Consider the following 23,165-nt stretch of genomic DNA (forward strand, 5'->3'; position numbering starts at 1 on the left):
CTCGTTCAAGTATTCGCCGCCGATTCTTTAGATTGGTCGCTGATATGTAAGATTACACTGCGAAACAACACATAAATTAAGCAAAACGTTTCTAACTTGATTATAGCTAGGTACAATGCGCCCCACTTGGTCCGAGCAATCAAAAGAGGATAACCCCATGACCAAATCATCAGAGCTGTATCAAAAAGCTCAGCAAACCATTCCTGGCGGTGTAAATTCACCAGTTCGTGCATTCAACGGCGTTGGCGGTTCTCCGCTATTTATCGAACGAGCAGACGGTGCACTGATTTTTGATGCCGATGGTAGAGCGTACATTGATTACGTTGGCTCTTGGGGTCCAATGATTCTTGGCCACAACCACGCCGTTATCCGTGAAGCGGTCATCGACGCTGCACAACGTGGCCTTAGCTTTGGCGCACCAACAGAGATGGAAATCGCGATGGCAGAGCTAGTGTCTGAACTCGTACCATCAATGGAACAAATCCGCATGGTAAGTTCTGGTACAGAAGCAACCATGAGTGCGATTCGTCTCGCTCGTGGCTTTACTGGTCGTGACAAGATCATGAAGTTTGAAGGTTGTTACCACGGTCACGCAGACAGCTTACTAGTAAAAGCAGGCTCTGGTGCACTAACCCTTGGTCAACCAAGCTCTCCAGGTGTTCCTGCAGACTTTGCTAAGCACACGCTAACAGCAACATTTAACGATCTAGATTCTGTACGCGAACTGTTTGCAGCGAACAAAGGTGAAATCGCATGTATCATCGTTGAGCCAGTGGCGGGCAACATGAACTGTATCCCACCAGTAGAAGGCTTCCACGAAGGCCTGCGTGAAATCTGTGATCAAGAAGGCGCACTGCTGATTTTTGATGAAGTAATGACAGGCTTCCGTGTTGCACTTGGCGGCGCACAAGCACACTACAACATCAAACCAGATCTAACCACGCTAGGTAAAGTAATCGGCGGCGGTATGCCAGTGGGAGCTTTCGGTGGCCGTAAAGAAGTGATGCAATACGTTGCGCCTACAGGCCCTGTTTACCAAGCTGGTACGCTTTCTGGTAACCCAGTGGCAATGGCTGCAGGTTTTGCCTGTTTGAACCTTCTAAAAGAAGGCAATGAAAAACGCCTAGCTTCTAAAACTAAGCAACTGGCAGATGGCTTTAAGTCTCTAGCAGAAAAACACGGTATCCCACTAGTTGTTAACCAAGTGGGCGGCATGTTCGGCTTCTTCTTCACTGACCAAGAAACAGTAACTTGCTACGAAGACGTAACTAAGTGCGACATCGAACGATTCAAGCGTTTCTTCCACTTAATGCTAGATCACGGCGTATACCTCGCGCCATCAGCATTCGAAGCAAGCTTTACGTCTCTAGCGCACGGTTCAAAAGAGATCGACGCGACACTAGAAGCGGCGGATCGCTGTTTTGCAATCATTGCGGCAGAAGCAAAATAAGCGCTATACGCAAGTTATAAGAAAAGGACCGGAAGGTCCTTTTTTATTGCCAGTTCAAAATTACCAAGACAGCTAACACGCCTAGAACAATGCCAAACCACGGAATACGTTTGGTTTTCTTCTCAGATTTACATTTCTTATCGCCGTTACAACAACCCATTTTTCATCTCTTGATTGATAACCATCTGATTTGTGGTCATTATAACAAGGTCATTTACCCCTTCCCAATTCAGCTGTGTCATAAGGCTGAAAGGAAAGCCGGTGCAAAGTAATAAAGGTTTCGCGCTGATATCAACGCGAGCCATTGTAAACGTCATCCGTAAGTTGGATTTATCTCATGCCAAACAACGTAAAAATCACGTCGAGTCATCGTGTATTAATGATCGCTCTACTCGCCGCTGCTTTTGCTTGCTATTTATTGGTCGAGCCTTACATCAATTCGATCGTAATGGCTTTCATTATCTCACTGCTTATGTTTCCTGTGCATGAGTGGTTTGAGCGTAAAATGCCAAAACACAAAAATTCGGCATCGCTGCTCACGTGCGTAGTTTTGACCTTCATTATTGTCATTCCACTACTGTTTGTGTTTGCTGCAATTGTTCAACAAGGCTCCGTTTTTTCTCAGAACACGTACAAATGGGTCACCAATGGTGGCATTCAAGACATCTTCCAACATCCTTGGGTTATCAAAGGTCTATCCATTGTTAATGAGTACTTACCTTTCGATAAAATCGAGCCAAAAGCCATCGCCGAAAAAATCGGGCAATTTGCTACCACTTTTGGTTCAAACCTTGTCGCTATCAGTGCGAAAATTCTGGGTGATGCAACAAACTTCTTGATGGATTTTTTCCTGATGCTGTTTGTGCTTTTCTTCCTATTACGTGACCACGACAAAATCATTTCGGCAATTCGACATATTCTGCCACTCTCTCGTAGCCAAGAAGATAGAATCTTGACCGAGATAGAACAAGTTTCGAAGTCCGCAGTCATGGGCTCCTTTTTAACGGCTATCGCGCAAGGCTTAGCGGGCGGTATCGGTATGTGGCTAGCTGGCTTCCCTGGCCTATTCTGGGGCACCATGATGGGCTTTGCTTCCTTCATTCCAGTTGTCGGTACGGCGTTGATCTGGATACCAGCCGCCGCGTACTTGTTCCTCACCGGTGATATGACGTGGGCAATCTTCCTAACCGCATGGAGTGTAGTCATCGTCGGTTCGATTGATAACTTGCTGCGTCCATTGTTGATGCAAGGCAGCGCAGGCATGAATACCTTAATGATTTTCTTTTCATTATTAGGTGGTCTGCACTTATTTGGTTTGATTGGTTTGATTTATGGCCCACTGATTTTTGCGGTCACCATGGTGCTGTTTAATATCTATGAAGAGGAATTCAAAGACTTCCTCAACCAACAAGACAACAGCTAGCCGCCACTGAATAGTAAGCAACAGCTTCAAGCTTGGGCCAGATTGTGCGAAAATCTGGCCCTAATTATTTCTGATGAACCAAATTTATGTCTGCCTATATCGCTCCAAGCCAAATCGCTCAGCGTCAGCTAGAGTACTTCAACGGAAAACATGTTTTAGTTGCAGGTGAAGTCGAAGATATGTTCCCTCTGGAACTGACCGCACACTGTGAATCGGTCGAAGTCTTTACTTCAAACTACAGCTATTTCCGTCAAATCCGTCACTCAGATAAAATAAAAAGCCATTTTGGTTCTGAATTTGATGTGGATACTCAAGCCGACATGCTCCTGCTGTATTGGCCAAAAGCGAAAGCAGAAGCCGAATATTTGCTTGCCATGCTCATGGCTAAACTCGGCGTGAACACGGAGATTGTGGTTGTCGGTGAAAACCGTTCCGGCGTAAAGAGCATTGAAAAGATGTTCAAAGAATATGGCCCGGTGAACAAATACGACTCGGCTCGCCGCTGCTCTTTCTACTGGGGTAATTGCTTAAATGAGCCAAAACCATTCAATCAAGAAGAGTGGTTTAAGTCTTACACGGTAACCCTTGGTGAGCAGTCACTTACAGTAAAAAGTTTACCGGGCGTATTCAGTCATGGTGAGTTTGACTTAGGCAGCCGTCTACTACTGGAAACCTTACCTAACTTGTCAGGCAAAGTGCTCGATTTTGGTTGTGGGGCCGGTGTTTTAGGCGCGTTCATGGCGAAAGCAAACCCAGAAGTTGCGATTGAGATGTGTGACATCAACGCGTATGCCATCACCTCAAGCCAAGCAACGCTTGAAGCCAACGGTTTGTCTGGTCGCGTGTTTGCGTCTGACATTTACTCAGATACGGCCGAAGACTACCAATTTATCATCAGCAACCCACCATTCCACCGTGGTTTAGACACCAATTACAACGCGGCTGAAACTCTGTTAGGTCACGCGCCACAACATCTTTCAAACCATGGTGAGATGATCATTGTTGCGAACAGCTTCTTGAAATACCCACCAATTATTGAGAACGCATTCAATAATTGCGAGACGCTAAATAAGACCAATAAGTTCTCTATCTACTACGCGAAAAAATCGTAATTGTGAGCCGCGCAGGCAAGAACCTGCGCGCTTCTTACCTCAAATTGCCCCATTTGTAAGAAAAACTGCGTGACTCTGCACGCTTTGCAACTAACTTTCTTGTCAAAGAAAAAAAACTCGTTAATTTTGTTAATTCTATCGAATTTAACTTCTTATCCGTTTTTAACGAGAACCTAGGCGAGCACCTTCAACCCGTGCGAGCCCTTTACGAGTTGTAATCTTATCCATGTTTAAATTCTACAAAAAACAGAAATTTAAGCGCCTTCAGAGTACGCTGATGACTGCGTTTCTTGTCCTCAGCATTACGCCTCTTACCATCACTGCGATTTTTTTCCTGCAATCCCATAGTAAAGATCTGCAAGAACAGAGCACTTCACATCTGCTTTCTGTTCGTGATACCAAACAACAACAGATCCTCGACTACTTCGAAGCGCAAGAAACCGAAGTCATGGGATTTGTACGCTCTGAGCTCGCGTATGCCAGTGGTGGTCGTTTTTACGGCCTCGTCAATGCATTTAGCCGTTTAGGCAATGATATTGAAGAAGCACGTGAAAATGCTCAGCAACGTTATATCGAAGGCAGCGGTGACCAAATCAAAACATCGATTTTGCCGGAGTCCTCAAATTATGTCGGCAGTGAACGTTATCGCTTACTCCACAAACGTTATCACTGGGCGTATCTGGAGCTACTCAAACGCTCAGATTTTAATGATATTTTGCTGGTCGATATTAACGGCAACGTGACCTATTCCATCAACAAAGACGACAACTACGGTACTAACCTACTAACGGGGCGCTATAAAGACTCGGCATTAGGTAAAACCTTTAAACGTCTAGCTGATGACGTCAACGAACGCCGCAAAGTGAATGAAGATTATACGCCCGTCATTATTTCTGATTTTGAACTGGAACATGGTCGACAAGTCGCTTGGCTTGGTGCACCTATCGTTCAGCAAGGCTATTTGCACAGCTATGCTATGTTCCGTTTACCAAACAACGGCATTACCAAGCTTATCGCAGATAAAAACCGTGAATCGTCCATCAACACTCTACTGGTTGGCAGCGATCAACAACCGCGTACGATTAATACCAAGCAAGACAGTATTCAAAACAGTCTTGAAGTCATCGATAAGGCTTTAGCGGGACAAACCGACGTTGGCACCTACACCAATGGACTTGGCGAAGAAATTATCGCTGCATTTGCCCCAATTCAAACACGCGGCATTACATGGGCGCTCGTGGTTCAACTTCCAGAAAAAGAGGCGTTTTCACGCATTCATCAACTGGAAAAACTCTTCGTTATCGCCATGCTAATCGCGATCATTCTTGTGGTGATTGCATCGCATTATTTGTCCAACTTCATTACATCACCACTGCTGAAACTGACTTGGGCAGCGGAGAAAGTATCCGCTGGCGACCTCGACGAAACGACATTCAATACCGAACGTAAAGATGAAATCGGTCGCTTGGCTATCAGCTTCGAACGTATGCAGCGCTCGATTCGAGAAAAAATCCAAACCATCAAACAGCAAAACGAAGAACTTGAAAGCAACATCAAGCTGATTCAGAAGCAAAATGATGAGTTGCAACTGGCTGATAAACTGAAAGATGAGTTCCTCGCAACAACCTCGCACGAATTGCGTACACCGCTACATGGCATGGTTGGGATAGCAGAAACCCTTGTGTCAGGAGCAAATGGAGTCATTCCCGCCAGTCAAAAATACCAACTTGATATCATTATCAAAAGTGGTCAACGCTTAGCTAACCTCGTAGACGATTTATTGGATTACCACAAAATGCGCTATGGCAGCATGGATATCCAAAAATCGGCAGTAAGCTTAGCCAGTGCAACACGCTTGGTGCTTGAGCTTTCTAATCACCTGCTAGGCAATAAGACCATTCGCATCATCAACCAAGTACCAGCCGACCTGAAAGCCGTTTCGGCCGATCCTCAACGCCTCGAGCAAGTGCTGTATAACTTGATTGGCAATGCCATTAAATACACCTCAGAAGGTAAGATCGTCATTTCCGCTACCATTGTTGACGATCACGTCCGAGTGCAAGTGGTCGATACTGGTCAGGGGATTCCAGCAGAACATCTTGAGCATATTTTTGAGCCTTTAATTCAAGCTGGCCAAGATGCAAGTCGCTATCGTCAAGGTGCGGGACTGGGACTATCGATTAGCCGCCAACTGATTGAGTTGATGGGCGGTTCACTTTACGTGAGCAGCCAGCCGATGGTCGGCACCACGTTTAGTTTCACACTGCCATTGGCCAGCGAAGAGGAAATCCAAGCAACTCAAACCTTAGTGGCGCGCGGGCACTTTCAAATTCCTGAGATTAATTTGGAAAATGGCGACGACTTATCGCTACCAGAGAATCCTGATGGCCCACTGCTTTACGTCGCAGATGATGAACCCGTTAACTTGCGAGTACTGGAAAGCTTCTTGCGCCTAGAAGGATACCGCGTTCGTACCGTTTCAGATGGCCCAGAAACGCTGGCTCTGGTTGAACAAGAAAAGCCAGAACTGCTGTTACTCGACATTATGATGCCCGGCATGAGCGGCTACCAAGTATGTAGTGAACTACGTGAAACCTATGATCATGCTGAGCTACCGATCATTATGCTCACCGCTCTCAGCCAAACAGAAGACCGTGTGAGAGGCTTTGAAGCAGGCGCGAATGACTACTTATCGAAGCCATTCAACAAACAAGAGTTGGCGGCACGTATCCAAGCGCATTTAACAGCAAGTAAAGCGGAAATGCGCCATATGGAAAACAAAGTGCTGGAGTCAGAGCTTAGACAGCGAGCTGTCGTCGAAGCAAGCCTTCTTGAAACTCAAGGTCGTTTGTTGGAACAGCTAGAATCTGCACCGGAAGCTATTATTTGTCTGCGAGAAGATCAGCGTATTCGTTTTGCCAACGAAGCGGCTTGTAAGCTATTCAAACGCAGTTTAGAGCAACTTAAACGCTCATCAGCTGACGAACTGATCGCACCAAAATATTTGACGGTGAAGCAGCCTCATTATTGCGGCAAGATTGATATCTACATCGAGGATATTCGTCAAAACATTGAAGCCGACATTCTAAAACTGCCAGAAGGCTCTGGCTTAGATGTGATGTACATCTTTAATGTCGGTGGTGGAGCTAACGCCGCGCGTATTCATAACCTAGAAACTGCGGTAGAAGTACTCTCAAGTTATGCATTCGATGGTGATAGAGACCAGTTGCAGAAACTCAAAGAGCTTGGTGGCGAGTTTACTCGTTTGGCTGATAAGGCTTTGGGCAACAAAAAAGATAAGCAAGATTTGATGCGTGAAGTGTTGGTCGATGCCATGACGCATGCATTGGACTATTGGGAGTCTGTTACGGGTGAAAGTAAATTTGCGTTTGCCGAACAAAGTGGACTGTGGCGCGTCTACCTCGACCGAAGCACACTGCAAACCCGCACGCTCGATAAATACATGCGTATTGAAACTCTGCCTAAAACACCGCGCTGGAGAACGGTTCTGAGTTCGATTGAGTTTATTCTTGAACACTGTAAAGAACAGAGCCCTGAACGTGCTTACATCGAAGCGCAGCGCGATAAATTGCAAAGACTGCTCACTAGCTAAACCTCTCATAAAATACAAGCCTCGCTCAATGCGGGGCTTTTTATACCTATTATTTTCTGCCTATGGGTGGTACGCACTCTCACCTTTCAAAAAACAAAATGCATGACATGTAAACGGTGAATGTATGCTCCTATGCACTCAACGAACTAGTACGAGCTGACATTTTCACAAACACCATTAATCTTAGCGACGGCCTCAAGCACTCTTCTTAATTGAGCTAATTTCCTAGCAGCTTCGACGGAACTCTCCTCTTCTTTAAACGAAAAAACACCGTAGTTAAAAAGTGTTGTATTGCACTATTTATCAATCCGCCATTCTTCTTTGATAAATGGGAAATTAGACTTCATTTTTCTTGTAAAAAAAGCATAATCCCCCCCCCTTAATTTCGCTGGTAAAAAAGACGATTTTTCATATTCCAAACGGAAATTGACCAACAATTGACAGAGATTGCGAAGTCAATCACAACAGAACGGCAGATTAAATTTCACCTGATTAATTAACGCTTTCAGCGCATGTGAGCTAGATCTCCGAACCTTAGATAGACAGAAAGAACCCTTTAAACACTTACACCTAAACGTTAGCATCCACTAACACACAAACAAAACACGGATATAAACTGCGACACATATCAATGTTCACTTTTCAACCAAGAACGAGCTAAAAGCAAACAAAATGACGTTTATGACGTGGGCGGGTGTGTTTTTAACGTTTTTAACGGGAATCGAGTTTGATTATTTTATGGATAAGGTGTTTTCTTACTCCTGCCTAAGGCCTACAGGCCACTCTTAACGAGACTTAATGTGAAAAGCGTAAGTAACGAAAAACGAAGAGGTAGGTCTTGGAGAGTGTTTATCAATTGATGACATTCAATTCCATTTAGTGAAATGAAAGCAAATAGTAAGGAACAGCTATGCTTGCCAATATTAAAAAAACAGCACTAGCAACAGCAATTATTGCAACAGCTACTACAGGTTTTGCATCGGTAGCTACTGCGGCTGAACGCAGTGAACTGACTATCCACCCTAAAGAGTTTACAACTTTCGTTCGTAACTTTAACCCTTTCTTGGGTGCAACTAACTTGCACACAACAACCGACTTCATCTACGAGCCACTAGTTGTTTTCAACGAAATGCACGGTAACACTCCGGTATTCCGTCTAGCTGAAAACTTCAAAATGGCTGACGACCTAATGAGCGTAACTTTCGATATCCGTAAAGGCGTGAAATGGTCTGATGGTCAAGCATTCACTGCTGACGACGTTGTTTACTCTTTCAACCTAGTAAAAGAGAAACCTGAGCTAGACCAGTCAGGCATCAACTCTTGGGTTACTGGTGTTGAGAAAGTTAACGACTACCAAGTTAAATTCCGTCTAAGCGAAGCAAACTCTAACGTTCCTTACGAAATTGCTAAAGTACCAGTTGTACCTAAGCACGTATGGAGCAAAGTGAAAGATCCAGCAACGTTTACTAACGAAAATCCTGTAGGTTCAGGCCCATTCACAGTGATCGATACGTTCACTCCACAATTGTACATCCAATGTCAAAACCCGAACTACTGGGATGCTGACAACCTAGATGTTGACTGTCTACGTGTACCTCAAATCGCAAACAACGACCAATTCCTAGGTAAGATTGTTAACGGCGAGATGGACTGGACTTCTTCATTCGTTCCTGACATTGACCGTACTTACGCTGCAGCAAGCCCGAACCATCACTACTGGTACCCGCCAGCAGGTACTCAAGCGTTCGTAGTGAACTTCAAAAACCCAGACGCTGCTAAGAACGAAGCACTAACAAACGTTGACTTCCGTCGCGCGTTCTCTATGGCGCTTGACCGTCAAACTATCATCGACATCGCATTCTACGGTGGCGGTACAGTGAACGACTTCGCATCTGGCCTTGGCTACGCATTCGAAGCTTGGTCTGACGAAGCAACTCACAACAAGTACAAAGGCTACAACACGTACAACGTTGAAGGTGCTAAGAAACTTCTAGCGAAAGCTGGCTTCAAAGACGTGAACAAAGATGGCTTCGTAGACACACCATCAGGTAAGTCTTTTGAGCTTCTAATTCAATCGCCAAACGGTTGGACGGACTTCAACAACACCGTACAACTAGCGGTTGAGCAACTAGCTGAAGTTGGTATTAAAGCACGTGCTCGTACTCCAGACTTCTCTGTGTACAACCAAGCAATGCTAGAAGGTACTTACGACGTTGCTTACACCAACTACTTCCACGGTGCAGATCCACACTTGTACTGGGATAGCGGTTACAACTCGAAGCTACAATCTGGCGATGGTATGCCTCGTTTCGCGATGCACTTCTACAAGAATGACAAGCTAGACAGTCTACTTAACAGCTTCTACAAAACAGCTGATAAGCAAGAGCAGCTAGAAATCGCTCATGGTATCCAGCAAATCATCGCTCAGGATCAAGTTACTATCCCTGTGTTGTCTGGCGCTTACATGTACCAATACAACACAACTCGCTTCACTGGTTGGTGGAACGAAGAAAATCCTAAGGGCCGTCCAAACATTTGGGCTGGTATCCCAGAGCGTCTACTTCACGTACTGGACCTAAAACCAGTTAAATAAGTAGAAGTTCATTTCTCGCGGCACACATCCCGTGTGCCGCCTATAAAAATCCCCTAATAACGAAACCAATATGTGGCGCTCGTCGTCAGGGGATTTTTCGCTCTAAATTTCGCTAGGGGCGACCTGAAACCAGAAACAGGGAAAAAATCTGGGTGAGTAAGGTGTGAGTTATGGGTTATTTTTTAAGACGTTTGTCGTTCTATCTTGTCGCGCTCTTAGTTGCGGCGACGTTAAACTTTATTATTCCGCGAGCAATGCCTGGTGACCCAGTTACCATGATGTTTGCGAACGCTTCAGTACAGGTAACGCCAGAGCGAATCGCAGCAATGAAAGAATTGCTAGGTTTCGTTGATGGTCCTATTTACATCCAATACCTGTCCTACATTAAAAACATTCTAAGCTGGGAGCTAGGTACTTCAATTCAGTTCTATCCGCTTTCAGTAAACTCTCTACTTGGCAGTGCATTTGGCTGGTCTCTGTTCCTAGCTGGTACAGCGGTTGTACTTTCTTTCTCAATCGCATCAGTTCTTGGCATCTTCGCCGCTTGGAAACGTGGTAGTCGTTACGATGCCTTCGTAACACCAGGCACACTGATCATCCAAGCTATCCCACAAATGGTTATCGCAATGCTAGCGCTGTTTACCTTTTCAATTGGCTTGAAATGGTTCCCATCTGGCTACGCTTATACACCAGGCACCGTGCCAGATTGGTCAAGCTGGGCATTCATTAAAGACGTTGGTTACCACGCGGTACTGCCTCTATTTTGTGCAACGATTGTTCAAATCGGTGGCTTCCTAGTAAACATGCGTAACAACATGATCAACCTTCTAGCTGAAGACTACATCACTATGGCTAAAGGTAAGGGTCTAAGCGAAAACCGTGTGGTATTTAACTACGCCGCTCGTAACGCCTTACTTCCAAGTGTGACTGCACTTTCAATGTCTCTAGGTATGGCAATCGGTGGTCAGTTGATTATCGAAATGATCTTCAACTACCCAGGCCTAGGTACTGTTCTACTGAACGCTATCCACGCACGTGACTACCAAGTACTTCAAGGTCAGCTAATTATCATGACGATGTTCATGCTGTGCTTCAACTTAATGGCTGACATGCTGTACATGATTCTAGACCCTCGCCTACGCAAGGGAGGCAAATAATCATGAAAAACTTATTCAAACTGATTTTAGGCAACTCGTTCGCACGTATTGGTTTAGCCATTATCACGATCTTCATCTTCGTTGCAGTGGCAGCACCATTAATTACAAAACACGCACCAGACAAGCGTACTGGTAATCCTCATGAGTACCCAAGCTTTGTTGTGAAACAAGCGCAAAGTAGCCCTGATGGATGGGTGGCTAAGAACCTAGCAGACGATCGTCGCACGCTGATTATGTCTAAAAAAGCAGATCACGTGTTAGGTACTAGCCGTATGGGCCGCGACATCTGGTCACAAGTGGCTTACGGTGCTCGCGTATCACTAGGGGTAGGCTTTGGTGCTGGCATCATCGTGTGTTTCCTAGCTACGGTCATTGGTATCTCGGCAGGTTACTTCGGCGGTAAAGTGGATGACGTATTGAGTGCTGCAATGAACATCATGCTGGTAATTCCTCAATATCCATTGCTGTTTGTATTGGCGGCATTCATTGGCGAGGCAGGTCCTCTCACCATTGCCTTAATTATTGCAGGTACCTCTTGGGCTTGGGGCGCTCGTGTTGTTCGCTCGCAAACCATGGCACTGCGTGAGAAAGAGTTCGTTAAAGCAGCCGAAGTTTTGGGTGAATCTCCATTCCGCATCATCTTCGTTGAAATTCTGCCAAACCTAATTCCTATCGTAGGTGCAAGCTTCATCGGTTCAGTAATGCTGGCAATCAACACCGAAGCCGTTATCTCGTTCTTGGGTCTTGGCGACGCAAACACCATCAGCTGGGGCATCATGCTGTACAACGTACAAACATCTTCAGCAATGTTGATTGGCGCATGGTGGGAAGTACTCGCACCTTGTATTGCACTGACACTACTGGTTACTGGCCTTGCTCTGTTGAACTTTGCCGTTGACGAAATTGCGAACCCTCAGCTTCGTTCTCACAAAGGCATGAAACGCTGGAAAAAACTAGCAGCAAAAGACAAGAAAGAGCGTGAGCCTGAATTGGCACCGCAAAATGCACTATGGAGCGGAGATAAATAATCATGACTGCACCACTAATTTCTATCCGTAACCTATGCGTAGACTACATTACAGATGCGGGCGATGTCCGCGCCTGTAACAACGTAAGCTTTGATATTGCACCGGGCGAAGTCTTTGGTCTGGCTGGTGAATCAGGTTGTGGTAAATCAACCGTTGCTTTCTCGCTCATGCGCTTACATAAGCCGCCAGCGTTTATCACCGGAGGTGAAGTTATCTTCAATGGCGAAGACATCCTCCAATACAGTGATCAACGCATGCAATCATTCCGTTGGAGTGAAATGTCGATGGTATTCCAAAGTGCGATGAACGCGCTGAACCCAGTTCTCACTATGGAAGAACAGTTCTGTGACGTAATCATGCGCCACACAGGACTCACTCGAGCTCAAGCAAGAGTTCGCGCTGAAGGCCTATTGGAAATTGTTGATATTCACCCTAGCCGCTTGAGCGATTACCCTCACCAGTTCTCTGGTGGTATGCGTCAGCGTTTGGTTATCGCTATTGCTCTGGCTCTGAATCCGAAGATGATCATCATGGATGAACCAACTACGGCACTAGACGTGGTGGTCCAACGTGAAATTCTGCAAAAGATTTACGCGCTTAAAGAAGAGTTTGGCTTCTCAATTCTGTTCATTACTCATGACTTGTCGCTGATGGTCGAGTTTTCTGACCGTATAGGCATCATGTATTCTGGTGAATTGATTGAAGTCGCACCTTCGAAACAAATTCTGGAAAGTCCTTACCACCCTTACACCAAAGGTTTGGGTAGCTCTTTCCCTCCACTAACTGGTCCTAAGACCAAATTGACTGGTATTCCAGGCAACCCTTTGAACCTATTAGAGATTCCTCAAGGCTGCCGCTTCCAAGCTCGCTGTGACCGAGTCCACGAAGCTTGTACACGAGTACCGACTCAGCTGCGTCAAATTGAACCTGGTCGTTATTCAAACTGCCACTTGTACGGCGATACGATTGCTCAAGCCAAGGTTTAAAACCAGAAGTCACGCTAGCTAAGAACAAAATTACACTGGAGAGAATTATGAGCAAACAACTCGGCGAACTGCTGGTTGAGGGTAAAAACGTCGTTAAGGACTTCCCGTTAAACAGTAACTCAATCAAGCAGTCAAAGATGCGTGCTATCAACGACGTATCTTTCAAAATGTACAAAAGCCGCGGTTTGTCAGTAGTGGGCGAATCTGGTTCAGGTAAATCGACCACCGCTAAAATGATTGCAAAAATGTACGCACCTACTGACGGCATCATTGAGTACAAAGGACGTGATATTCAAGACATCACCTCAAGACAAGACTTGATGGCGTATCGTGAAGGCGTACAAATGGTGTGGCAAGACCCGTTTGGCTCGCTAAACCCAACGCACAATATCTTCCACCATATTGCGCGCCCGCTGCTGATTCATAAGAAAGTAGCACCGGGCAACAAGAAAGAACTGGAAGAGCGTGTGTACGACCTACTTGAACAAGTTGGTCTTATTCCACCAAAAGAAACGGCGCAAAAGTTCCCGCACCAGCTATCTGGCGGCCAGCGTCAACGTGTAAACCTAGCTCGTAACATCGCAGTAGGTGCAGAAGTGGTATTGGCGGATGAGCCAACATCGATGCTCGATGTATCAATCCGTGCCGGAGTTCTGAACTTGATGGAAGAGATGAAGTTCGAGAAACAAATGTCTCTGCTTTACATCACTCACGACATCGCAACAGCGCGTTACATTGCTGAAGATCTCGCGGTCATGTACGTAGGTCACATGGTTGAATGGGGCGATACTGAAGAAATCATTCACGATCCTCAACACCCATATACGCAACTGTTGGTGTCTGCGGTTCCAGATCCATCGAAGTCTATTCACGAGAAGCTGAAAGGCAACAAAGGGGAAATCCCACTTTGGACACCAGAATCTGTCGGCTGTCCATTTGCAGGACGTTGTGTACACGCTACCGACAAATGTCGCGAACGACTACCAGGCGTCACTCAACTGTCCGACAACCACTTTGTCCGCTGTTACTTATTTGAAGATTAATCATAACGAGGGTCAGGTTCAGCCTGGCCCATTCCTGTTTTTATCGTTTCCCGGAGACATTGAATGCTGCTACTGACTAACCACATTGGTTATGAACGTCTGGGCCCCAAAAAAGCCATTATCCAGACCGAACAACCACACTTGTCTTCTTACACTGCTCAATTGATTTGTGCCACTAGCGAGCAAACAGTGGCAACTTTTGCGGTTGAAGAACAAGGTAAAGTGGCGAACTGGCATCAGGGCTATTTCTACCTCATAGACTTTTCATCTTTCACAGATTCAGGCGACTATTTCCTGCAAGTGGAAGATTCGCGTTCTTCCTCTTTCACTGTTGGCGAACATATTCTGTTGGAGCAAACCCTGTCAGATGTGATCCACTACTTCAAATCACAACGTTGCGGTGGGGTTTTCGATCAACAAGATCGACAAGTGCCAGTGCTCAACGCCAACCAGACGGCTGATGTTCACGGTGGCTGGTACGACGCATCTGGAGACGTTAGTAAATATTTAAGTCATCTTTCATACGCTAATTATTTGAACCCTCAACAAACTCCAATGGTGGTTTGGAACATCCTAAAAGGGCTTTCATTGCTTGAAGGAAGCGAAGACATTGCAGCCTTCACACGTACACGTCTTATTGAAGAAGCCCTGTTCGGTGCAGACTTCCTTGTTCGTATGCAAAACGAAAAAGGCTTCTTCTACATGACGGTCTTTGATAAGTGGAGCAAAGATACTGCGCAACGAGAAATCTGTGCCTACGAAACGCAACTTGGTCACAAATTTGACGACTACCAAGCAGGCTTTCGACAAGGTGGCGGTGTCGCCATCGCAGCTCTGGCCGCGGCGTCGCGTTTAGGTGTTCACGGCGAATACGATCAACAGAAATACCGCAACGCTGCTGAAAATGGTTACTGGCACTTAAAAGAGCACAATACGCAGTACCTCAATGATGGTGAAGAAAACATTATCGACGAATACTGTGCGCTACTAGCTAGTGTAGAACTATTTAAAGCCACCAAAGAAACTCGCTACTTGGAAGAGAGCCGTTTGTGGGCACAACGCTTAGTTGCCCGCCAAATGAGCGACGAGCAGATTCAACACTTCTGGTCAGCAAACCAAGACGGCAGTCGTCCATACTTTCACGCTGCCGAAGCAGGTCTACCAGTTATTGCTCTATGCGAATACCTAGCAATTGAAGACGACTCCGTACAGACAGAATCGGTAAAACGCATCGTTAACCGAGCGTGTGAGTTTGAGATCAAAATATCGAATAAAGTGACCAACCCATTCGGTTACCCTCGCCAGTATGTTAAAGGCGTAAATGAGTCAAAACGCGATGCATTTTTTGTCGCACACAACAATGAATCCGGCTATTGGTGGCAAGGCGAGAATGCTCGATTGGGCTCACTCGCGACCATGGCGTATCTCGCTCAACCGCATATAGCGTCGCAAGAAATACAGCAACAACTTTCCGTGTTTGCTCAAGATGCATTGAACTGGATTGTAGGCTTAAACCCATACGACATGTGCATGCTTGATGGCCACGGTCGTAACAACCCTGATTACCTTCCTCAATATGGTTTCTTCAACGCTAAAGGCGGTGTGTGTAACGGAATCACTGGCGGCTTTGAAGACGAGGAAGACATCGCATTTAACCCACCAGCACAAAAAGACGACATGTTACAAAACTGGCGCTGGGGCGAACAATGGATCCCGCATGGCGCTTGGTACTTACTCGCGATAATGAGTCAAGCTCAGCATATTTCTCAGTTGGCAACCTCTAAAAATATTAAGGAACAATAATCATGGGGATGTATTTTGTCGGTATCGATGGTGGCGGCACGTCATGTCGAGCCAGGATCAAAGATTCACAAGGTAATTTTCTTGGCGAGGCCAAAAGCGGCAGCGCCAACATCATGCTAGGTACTGAAGTTGCAATGGCTTCGATTCTTGAATCCATCACTTCAGCTGCCGAGCAAGGTGGCCTGACACAACAAGATTTTACATCGATGCATGTCGGCTTAGCCCTTGCAGGTGCTGAGCACAAAGCATCTTGGCAAGCCTTTATGTCTCTTCCTCATCCGTTTGCCAGTATGACTCTTAATACTGATGCTTACGGCGCGTGCGTTGGTGCACACAATGGCGAAGATGGCGCAATCATGATCGCAGGAACGGGCTCTTGTGGCATCTACCTTAAAGGATTGGAGCAGCACGTTGTCGGTGGTCGTGAATTCCCGATTTCGGATCAAGGTGGCGGCGCAGTGATGGGGCTTCGCCTAGTTCAACAAGTTTTGTTAGCAGAAGATGGCATCAGAGAGAAAACGCCTCTAGCACAACACGTCATGGCGCATTTCGAAAATGACGTTGATAACGTGGTGGCTTGGTCTAAACAAGCGCTTCCTCGTGATTATGGCCAGTTTTCTCCTGCGATTTTCCAACATGCAGAACAAGGTGATGCACTAGCAATTGAGATGCTGAAGCAAACTGCAGCTGATATAGAAATGTTTCTCGTGGCATTAAACAAGCGCGGCGCAACGCGTATTTGTTTAATGGGCAGCATTGCTGAACGTATTTTACGTTGGCTTTCGCCACCAGTTCAGCAATGGGTTGTTGAGCCACAGTTTGACGCGATTGAAGGCGCAATTATGTTTGCAGGTAAACCTGAACATAACCTTTACTCGCTCAGTGCGGCGTAGGAGTAGATATGGAATATCGTGTTGATCTCGTCGTCCTATCAGAACAAAAGCAAAACTGCCGTTTCGGACTGACTTTCCATAATTTGAGCGATCAAGATCTCCACAATTGGAGCCTGATTTTTGCTTTTGATCGCTACATTCTGCCGGATAGTATTTCGAATGGTCAGCTCAAGCAAGTTGGCAGCTACTGCACCCTCAAACCAGAAGGGTTGGTGCTGGCAGCTAACCATCATTTTTACTGCGAGTTCAGTATTGGTTCGAATCCATTCCGTTACTATTCTGATGGATTCAATGAAGCCTTGGTCAACTTTGAAGTCAACGGCAACCTTCAGCGAGCTCAAGTCGATGTCACGCCGATCGTATTGGCTTCACCGTACCGTGAACGTAGTGAGATCCCTTCCAGCTTGACGCATGCGCAGCCTCTATTGCCAAAACCAAACCATATAGAAGTCAGCGATCACTGCTTTAGCTTTAATCATCACGCTGGCGTTGCGGTTTATTCAAACCTAGCCAATTCAGCTAAAGAGTGGTTACTTGAAGAGCTTAAGCGCATTCATCAATTTGAGTTCGCATCAGACAATGGCAGTCAGATCATCTTCAAAGGCAACCCAACCTTGGATGAAGGCGCTTACAAGCTGAAGGTAGCAGAAGAGTCGATCAAAATTGAAGCAGGCTCTTCGTCTGGTTTTACCCATGCTTGTGCAACGTTATTGCAACTGATCAAAGTTGGCGATCAACCAGCCTCAATGGAAGTGGTTTGCTGTTCAATCAAAGACCGACCACGTTTTCGTTACCGCGGTATGATGCTAGATTGTGCTCGCCATTTTCACTCCGTTGAGCAAGTCAAACGTTTGATCAACCAATTGGCTCACTACAAGTTCAATACATTCCATTGGCACCTTACCGATGATGAAGGTTGGCGAATTGAGATCAAATCATTGCCTCAACTAACCGATATTGGCGCATGGCGTGGGTTGGATGAAACCAATGAGCCACAGTACACGCACCTTGCTGAGCGTTACGGCGGTTTTTACACTCAAGAAGACATCAAAGACGTGGTTGCCTTTGCTTCAAAGCGAGGCATCACTGTTATCCCTGAAATCGATGTACCAGGCCACTGCCGAGCTGCCATCAAGTCGTTACCACACCTATTGGTAGAAACAGAAGATACCACTGAATACCGCAGCATTCAGCATTACAACGACAATGTCATTAACCCAGCTCTGCCGGGGAGCTATGAGTTTATCGACAAAGTGTTGGAGGAAGTCTCCGCGTTGTTCCCTGCCCCTTATGTTCATATCGGTGCGGATGAAGTACCTAACGGCGTATGGTCAAAAAGCCCAGCGTGCCAAGCACTAATGGAACAACTGGGTTACAGCGACTACAAAGAGTTACAAGGGCACTTCTTGCGTCATGCCGAAGACAAACTGCGCAAACTTGGCAAGCGCATGCTGGGTTGGGAAGAAGCACAGCATGGCGACAAAGTCAGCAAAGACACAGTGATCTATTCGTGGCTAAGCGAAGAAGCGGCGTTGAACTGCGCGCGCCAAGGTTTCGATGTGGTGCTACAACCAGCGCAAACCACCTACTTAGATATGACCCAAGATTACGCACCAGAAGAACCGGGCGTGGATTGGGCTAACCCGTTGCCGCTAGAAAAAGCTTACAACTATGAACCACTCGCTGAAGTGCCAGCCGACGATCCAATACGTAAACGCATTTGGGGCATTCAAACCGCATTGTGGTGTGAAATCATCAACAACCAGTCTCGCATGGACTACATGGTCTTCCCGCGCTTAACCGCAATGGCAGAAGCATGTTGGACAGACAAGCAACACCGAGACTGGACCGACTATTTATCACGTTTGAAAGGACACCTACCGCTGCTTGATTTGCAGGGAGTGAATTACCGTAAACCGTGGAAGTAATACAGAGCTGATGTAGAAGCATCACGCTTGAAGAGTTTTTAAATTTTGGCTGCAGACGCAGCTTTGTAAAAAGGAAATACACAAATGAAATACGGCTATTTCGATAACGAGAATCGTGAATACGTCATTACTCGCCCTGATGTACCTGCTCCTTGGACCAACTACCTAGGTACAGAAAAATTCTGTACCGTTATCTCGCATAACGCAGGTGGCTATTCGTTCTACAACTCTCCAGAATACAACCGTGTTACTAAGTTCCGTCCAAATGCGACATTCGATCGCCCAGGACACTACGTTTACCTACGTGATGATGAGACGGGAGATTACTGGTCAATCTCTTGGCAACCAGTTGCCAAAAGCCTAGACGAAGCGAACTACGAAGTTCGTCATGGTTTGTCGTACTCTAAATTCAAGTGTGAATACAGCGGCATTAGCGCAAACAAAACGCTCTTTGTACCAAAAGGCGAAGATGCAGAAATTTGGGATGTGGTCATCAAGAACACCTCTGACAAACCGCGTACGATCAGTGCATTCTCATTTGTTGAGTTCTCGTTCAGCCACATTCAATCAGATAACCAAAACCACCAGATGTCTCTCTACTCTGCTGGTACGTCATACAACGAAGGCGTGATTGAATACGACCTGTACTACAACACTAACGATTTCGAAGGCTTCTACTACCTAGCGTCAACGTTTGATCCAGATTCATACGACGGTCAACGTGATAGCTTCCTAGGTCTATACCGCGATGAAGCAAACCCACTAGCAGTAGAACAAGGTAAGTGTTTTAACACCGCACAAACGTGTTACAACCACTGTGGCTCTCTGCACAAGCAATTTACTATCCAACCAGGAGAAGAAGTTCGCTTTGCTTACATTCTAGGTATCGGTAAAGGCAACGGTGAGCGTCTACGTGCTAAGTACCAAGACCTTGCAGAAGTCGACAATGCATTTGCTGGCATCAAAGCACACTGGGATGAGCGTTGTGGCAAGTTCCAAGTGAAATCGCCAAACGAAGGCCTAGACACCATGATCAATGCTTGGACGCTATACCAAGCAGAAACATGTGTGGTTTGGTCTCGCTTTGCTTCGTTCATCGAAGTGGGTGGTCGTACTGGTCTTGGTTACCGCGATACGGCGCAAGACGCAATTTCCGTTCCTCACGCGAACCCGAAAATGACTCGTAAGCGCATCGTTGATCTACTGCGTGGTCAAGTAAAAGCGGGTTACGGCCTACACCTATTCGATCCTGATTGGTTCGATCCTGAAAAAGCAGATGTTAAACCATCTAAGTCTCCAACGGTTGTTCCTACTCCGTCCGATGAAGATAAGATCCACGGTATTGAAGACACTTGCTCTGATGATCACCTATGGCTAGTACCAACCATCTGTAAATACGTGATGGAAACCGGTGAGCACAGCTTCTTCGACGAAGTGATTCCTTACGCGGATGGCGGTGATGCAACCGTGTATGACCACATGAAAGCTGCGCTAGACTTCTCAGCTGAATACGTGGGTCAAACGGGCATCTGTAAAGGTCTACGTGCCGACTGGAACGACTGTCTAAACCTAGGTGGCGGCGAGTCTTCAATGGTGTCTTTCCTACACTTCTGGGCGCTACAAGAGTTCATCGACCTTGCAAAATACCTAGGCAAAGAAGCTGACGTTGAGAAATACACCGAGATGGCAGCAAACGTGCGTGAAGCGTGTGAAACACACCTTTGGGACGAAGAAGGCGGCTGGTATATCCGTGGTCTAACGAAAAACGGCGACAAGATTGGCACAGCGCAACAAAAAGAAGGTCGTGTGCACCTTGAGTCAAACACTCTTGCGGTGCTGTCTGGTGCGGTATCTCAAGAGCGCGGTGAAAAGGCAATGGACGCAGTCGACGAGAATCTATTCTCTGAATACGGCCTACATCTGAACTCACCATCATTCGCAACACCAAATGATGATATCGGCTTTGTAACGCGCGTTTACCAAGGCGTAAAAGAAAACGGTGCGATCTTCTCACATCCAAACCCATGGGCTTGGGTTGCTGAAGCAAAATTGGGGCGCGGTGACCGTGCGATGAAGTTCTACGATGCACTCAACCCATACAACCAAAACGACATCATCGAAAAACGTATCGCAGAACCGTACTCCTACGTGCAGTTCATTATGGGTCGAGACCACCAAGATCATGGCCGTGCTAACCACCCATGGTTAACTGGTACCTCTGGCTGGGCATACTTCGCTGTGACCAACTTCATCCTTGGTGTACGCACAGGTTTCGATGGTCTAACTATCGACCCATGTATCCCAACCAACTGGCCTGGTTTTGAAGTGACTCGTCAATGGCTTGGCGCGACATACAACATCAAAGTTGTTAACCCTGATTCAGTCAGCAAAGGCGTGAAATCTATCACTCTGAACGGCGAAGCTATCACTGGCGCATCAGTACCAGTTCAAGCGGAAGGCTCCGTGAACGAAGTGATCGTAACACTAGGTTAATCGCTTAAAAATGCCCCAATGCACTTTTGCTCTTTAGCTTGTGCATTGGGTTCGCTAGCAAAATTTTAAGGCGCGGTGTATTGCCGCCCTTATTGAGGTTCGAATCATGATCAAATTTGGTACAGGCGGTTGGCGCGCATTCATCGGTGAAGAATTCACTAAAGATAATGTTCGTTTGGTTGCTCAGGCAGTAGCAAACATCACTAACAGAGAATCAGTGGCAGATCGTGGCTTTATCATTGGCTATGACCGACGTTTTCTGTCTGATAAAGCGGGCCGTTGGTTTGCCGAAGTTTTAGCGGCAAATGGCATTGTAGTTAGCTTTATCGATAAGTTTGTTCCAACACCAATCGTGATGTTCAAAGCAAAAGAGATGGGCTGTGCTTACTCGGCGTGCATCACCGCATCGCATAACCCTGCAGATTACAATGGCATCAAAGTCTTCATTGAAGGTGGTCGTGATGCAGATGAAATCATTACCGAGAAAATTGAAACTCAAATTTCCACACTTACCGCACAAGATGTGAAAAGTGTCGATTTTGATCAAGCGGTTGAAGACAAGTTGATTGAAATCATCAACCCGATGAACGAGTTTGTTGATTCAATCATCGACTTTATCGACATTGAAGCAATCAAAAAAGCCAACCTTCGTGTGCTGATTGACCCGATGTTTGGTGTCGCGAAAAACGCACTACAAACCGTCCTAATCAACGGCCGCTGTGAAGTAGACGTGATCAACGACGGAAAAAACCCAGACTTCGGCGGTTTAATGCCTTCTCCAAGTGCTGCGACCCTGTACCGCTTGATGCACCTTGTCGAGCAAGAAGGCTACGACATCGGTATTGGGACTGACGGCGATGCAGACCGTCTTGGTATCATCGATGAGAAAGGCAACTTCATTCATCCAAATGAAGTGCTGATTCTTCTGTATTACTACCTATTGAAATACAAAGGTTGGAAAGGCTCAGTCGTACGTAACATCGCGACAACACACCTATTAGACAAAATCGCCGAAGATCACGGTGAGAAATGTTTTGAGGTTCCAGTGGGCTTCAAACACATCAGCTCGCAAATGGAAGCAGATGACTCACTGATTGGTGGAGAAAGCTCTGGTGGTTTAACTATTCGCGGTCATATCAAAGGTAAAGATGGTGTGTTCGCATCAAGCTTACTGGTTGAAATGATCTCGGTAACGGGCAAAAAGCTGTCTGAGCTACTGGATGAAATCTATGGCAAGTACGGCTACGCGTACATGGCAGAAGGTGATTGCAAATTCAAACCAGCGCAAAAAGAAGTCCTATTCAACAAGATATATGTTGAAAAACAACTGCCTGAGTTTGAGTTCGATATTGAAAAAGTCAGCTACGAAGATGGCGCGAAAGTCTACTTCAAGAACGGCGGTTGGATCATCGCGCGCTTCTCTGGTACTGAGCCATTACTACGTATTTTTGCAGAAATGCAAGATAAGGACACTGCGGAACGTGTTCTTCAACAGTTTAAAGACTTCTTGTCTCTATAACTGACCTTGTGCCCGCTTCGAGCACAATGATGAGAGCCGACGCTGTCTGGAAAAGGTGATCATCAACAGGAGAAGAGCACTTGCCCGGCATCACTGCTGGGCTTTTTTGTATCTATAAATAGAG

14 protein-coding genes are annotated in these 23,165 nt (G+C 46.2%); all 14 read left to right on the forward strand.

What is annotated here, in order from left to right; translation table 11 throughout:
* Positions 1 to 157: 157 nt before the first annotated feature.
* The 14 genes from hemL (at position 158) to DYB02_RS14330 (ending at position 23,041) form a co-directional block, all read left to right on the forward strand.
* Positions 158 to 1,450 carry a glutamate-1-semialdehyde 2,1-aminomutase gene (hemL, locus tag DYB02_RS14260; protein ID WP_029805009.1) on the forward strand — a complete coding sequence of 431 codons (1,293 nt, stop codon included), beginning with the start codon at positions 158 to 160 and terminating at the stop codon, positions 1,448 to 1,450.
* A gap of 337 nt (positions 1,451 to 1,787) precedes the next feature.
* Positions 1,788 to 2,873: an AI-2E family transporter gene (locus tag DYB02_RS14265; protein ID WP_005461253.1), complete on the forward strand. Its 1,086-nt coding sequence runs from the start codon at positions 1,788 to 1,790 to the stop codon at positions 2,871 to 2,873.
* 86 nt (positions 2,874 to 2,959) lie between these two features.
* Positions 2,960 to 3,985, forward strand: a complete 1,026-nt coding sequence (gene rsmC, locus DYB02_RS14270) for a 16S rRNA (guanine(1207)-N(2))-methyltransferase RsmC (RefSeq protein ID WP_029805011.1) — start codon at positions 2,960 to 2,962, stop codon at positions 3,983 to 3,985.
* Between the two features lie 226 nt (positions 3,986 to 4,211).
* Complete coding sequence (locus tag DYB02_RS14280; RefSeq protein WP_005461251.1) at positions 4,212 to 7,598, forward strand: hybrid sensor histidine kinase/response regulator; 3,387 nt, start codon at positions 4,212 to 4,214, stop codon at positions 7,596 to 7,598.
* Between the two features lie 910 nt (positions 7,599 to 8,508).
* The gene (locus DYB02_RS14285; protein WP_005461274.1) at positions 8,509 to 10,191 is read left to right on the forward strand and encodes an ABC transporter substrate-binding protein; all 1,683 of its coding nucleotides are present in this window, start codon (positions 8,509 to 8,511) and stop codon (positions 10,189 to 10,191) included.
* A gap of 170 nt (positions 10,192 to 10,361) precedes the next feature.
* Entirely contained in the window at positions 10,362 to 11,348 is a 987-nt protein-coding gene (locus DYB02_RS14290; protein WP_005461259.1) for an ABC transporter permease, read from the forward strand.
* A gap of 2 nt (positions 11,349 to 11,350) precedes the next feature.
* Positions 11,351 to 12,376, forward strand: coding sequence for an ABC transporter permease (locus tag DYB02_RS14295; protein ID WP_029804690.1), 1,026 nt, complete (start codon positions 11,351 to 11,353; stop codon positions 12,374 to 12,376).
* A 2-nt stretch (positions 12,377 to 12,378) separates the two neighbouring features.
* A complete protein-coding gene (locus DYB02_RS14300; protein WP_005461267.1) occupies positions 12,379 to 13,362 on the forward strand; it encodes an ABC transporter ATP-binding protein in 984 nt (327 codons plus the stop codon).
* Between the two features lie 47 nt (positions 13,363 to 13,409).
* The gene (locus DYB02_RS14305) at positions 13,410 to 14,405 is read left to right on the forward strand and encodes an ABC transporter ATP-binding protein (protein WP_005461254.1); all 996 of its coding nucleotides are present in this window, start codon (positions 13,410 to 13,412) and stop codon (positions 14,403 to 14,405) included.
* 63 nt (positions 14,406 to 14,468) lie between these two features.
* Positions 14,469 to 16,208: a glycoside hydrolase family 9 protein gene (locus tag DYB02_RS14310; protein WP_029804689.1), complete on the forward strand. Its 1,740-nt coding sequence runs from the start codon at positions 14,469 to 14,471 to the stop codon at positions 16,206 to 16,208.
* Positions 16,209 to 16,210: 2 nt separating this feature from the next.
* Entirely contained in the window at positions 16,211 to 17,101 is an 891-nt protein-coding gene (locus DYB02_RS14315; RefSeq protein WP_005461250.1) for a glucosamine kinase nucleotide-binding domain-containing protein, read from the forward strand.
* 8 nt (positions 17,102 to 17,109) lie between these two features.
* Entirely contained in the window at positions 17,110 to 19,029 is a 1,920-nt protein-coding gene (locus tag DYB02_RS14320; protein WP_029804687.1) for a beta-N-acetylhexosaminidase, read from the forward strand.
* An 84-nt stretch (positions 19,030 to 19,113) separates the two neighbouring features.
* A complete protein-coding gene (locus tag DYB02_RS14325) occupies positions 19,114 to 21,522 on the forward strand; it encodes a glycoside hydrolase family 94 protein (RefSeq protein WP_029804686.1) in 2,409 nt (802 codons plus the stop codon).
* 106 nt (positions 21,523 to 21,628) lie between these two features.
* Positions 21,629 to 23,041 (forward strand): phosphoglucomutase/phosphomannomutase family protein, encoded by a 1,413-nt coding sequence (locus DYB02_RS14330; RefSeq protein ID WP_005494030.1) that lies wholly within the window; start codon positions 21,629 to 21,631, stop codon positions 23,039 to 23,041.
* The last annotated feature ends 124 nt before the right edge of the window (positions 23,042 to 23,165 follow it).

The sequence above is a fragment of the Vibrio parahaemolyticus genome (genome assembly GCF_900460535.1).
Classification (GTDB): Bacteria; Pseudomonadota; Gammaproteobacteria; order Enterobacterales; family Vibrionaceae; genus Vibrio; species Vibrio parahaemolyticus.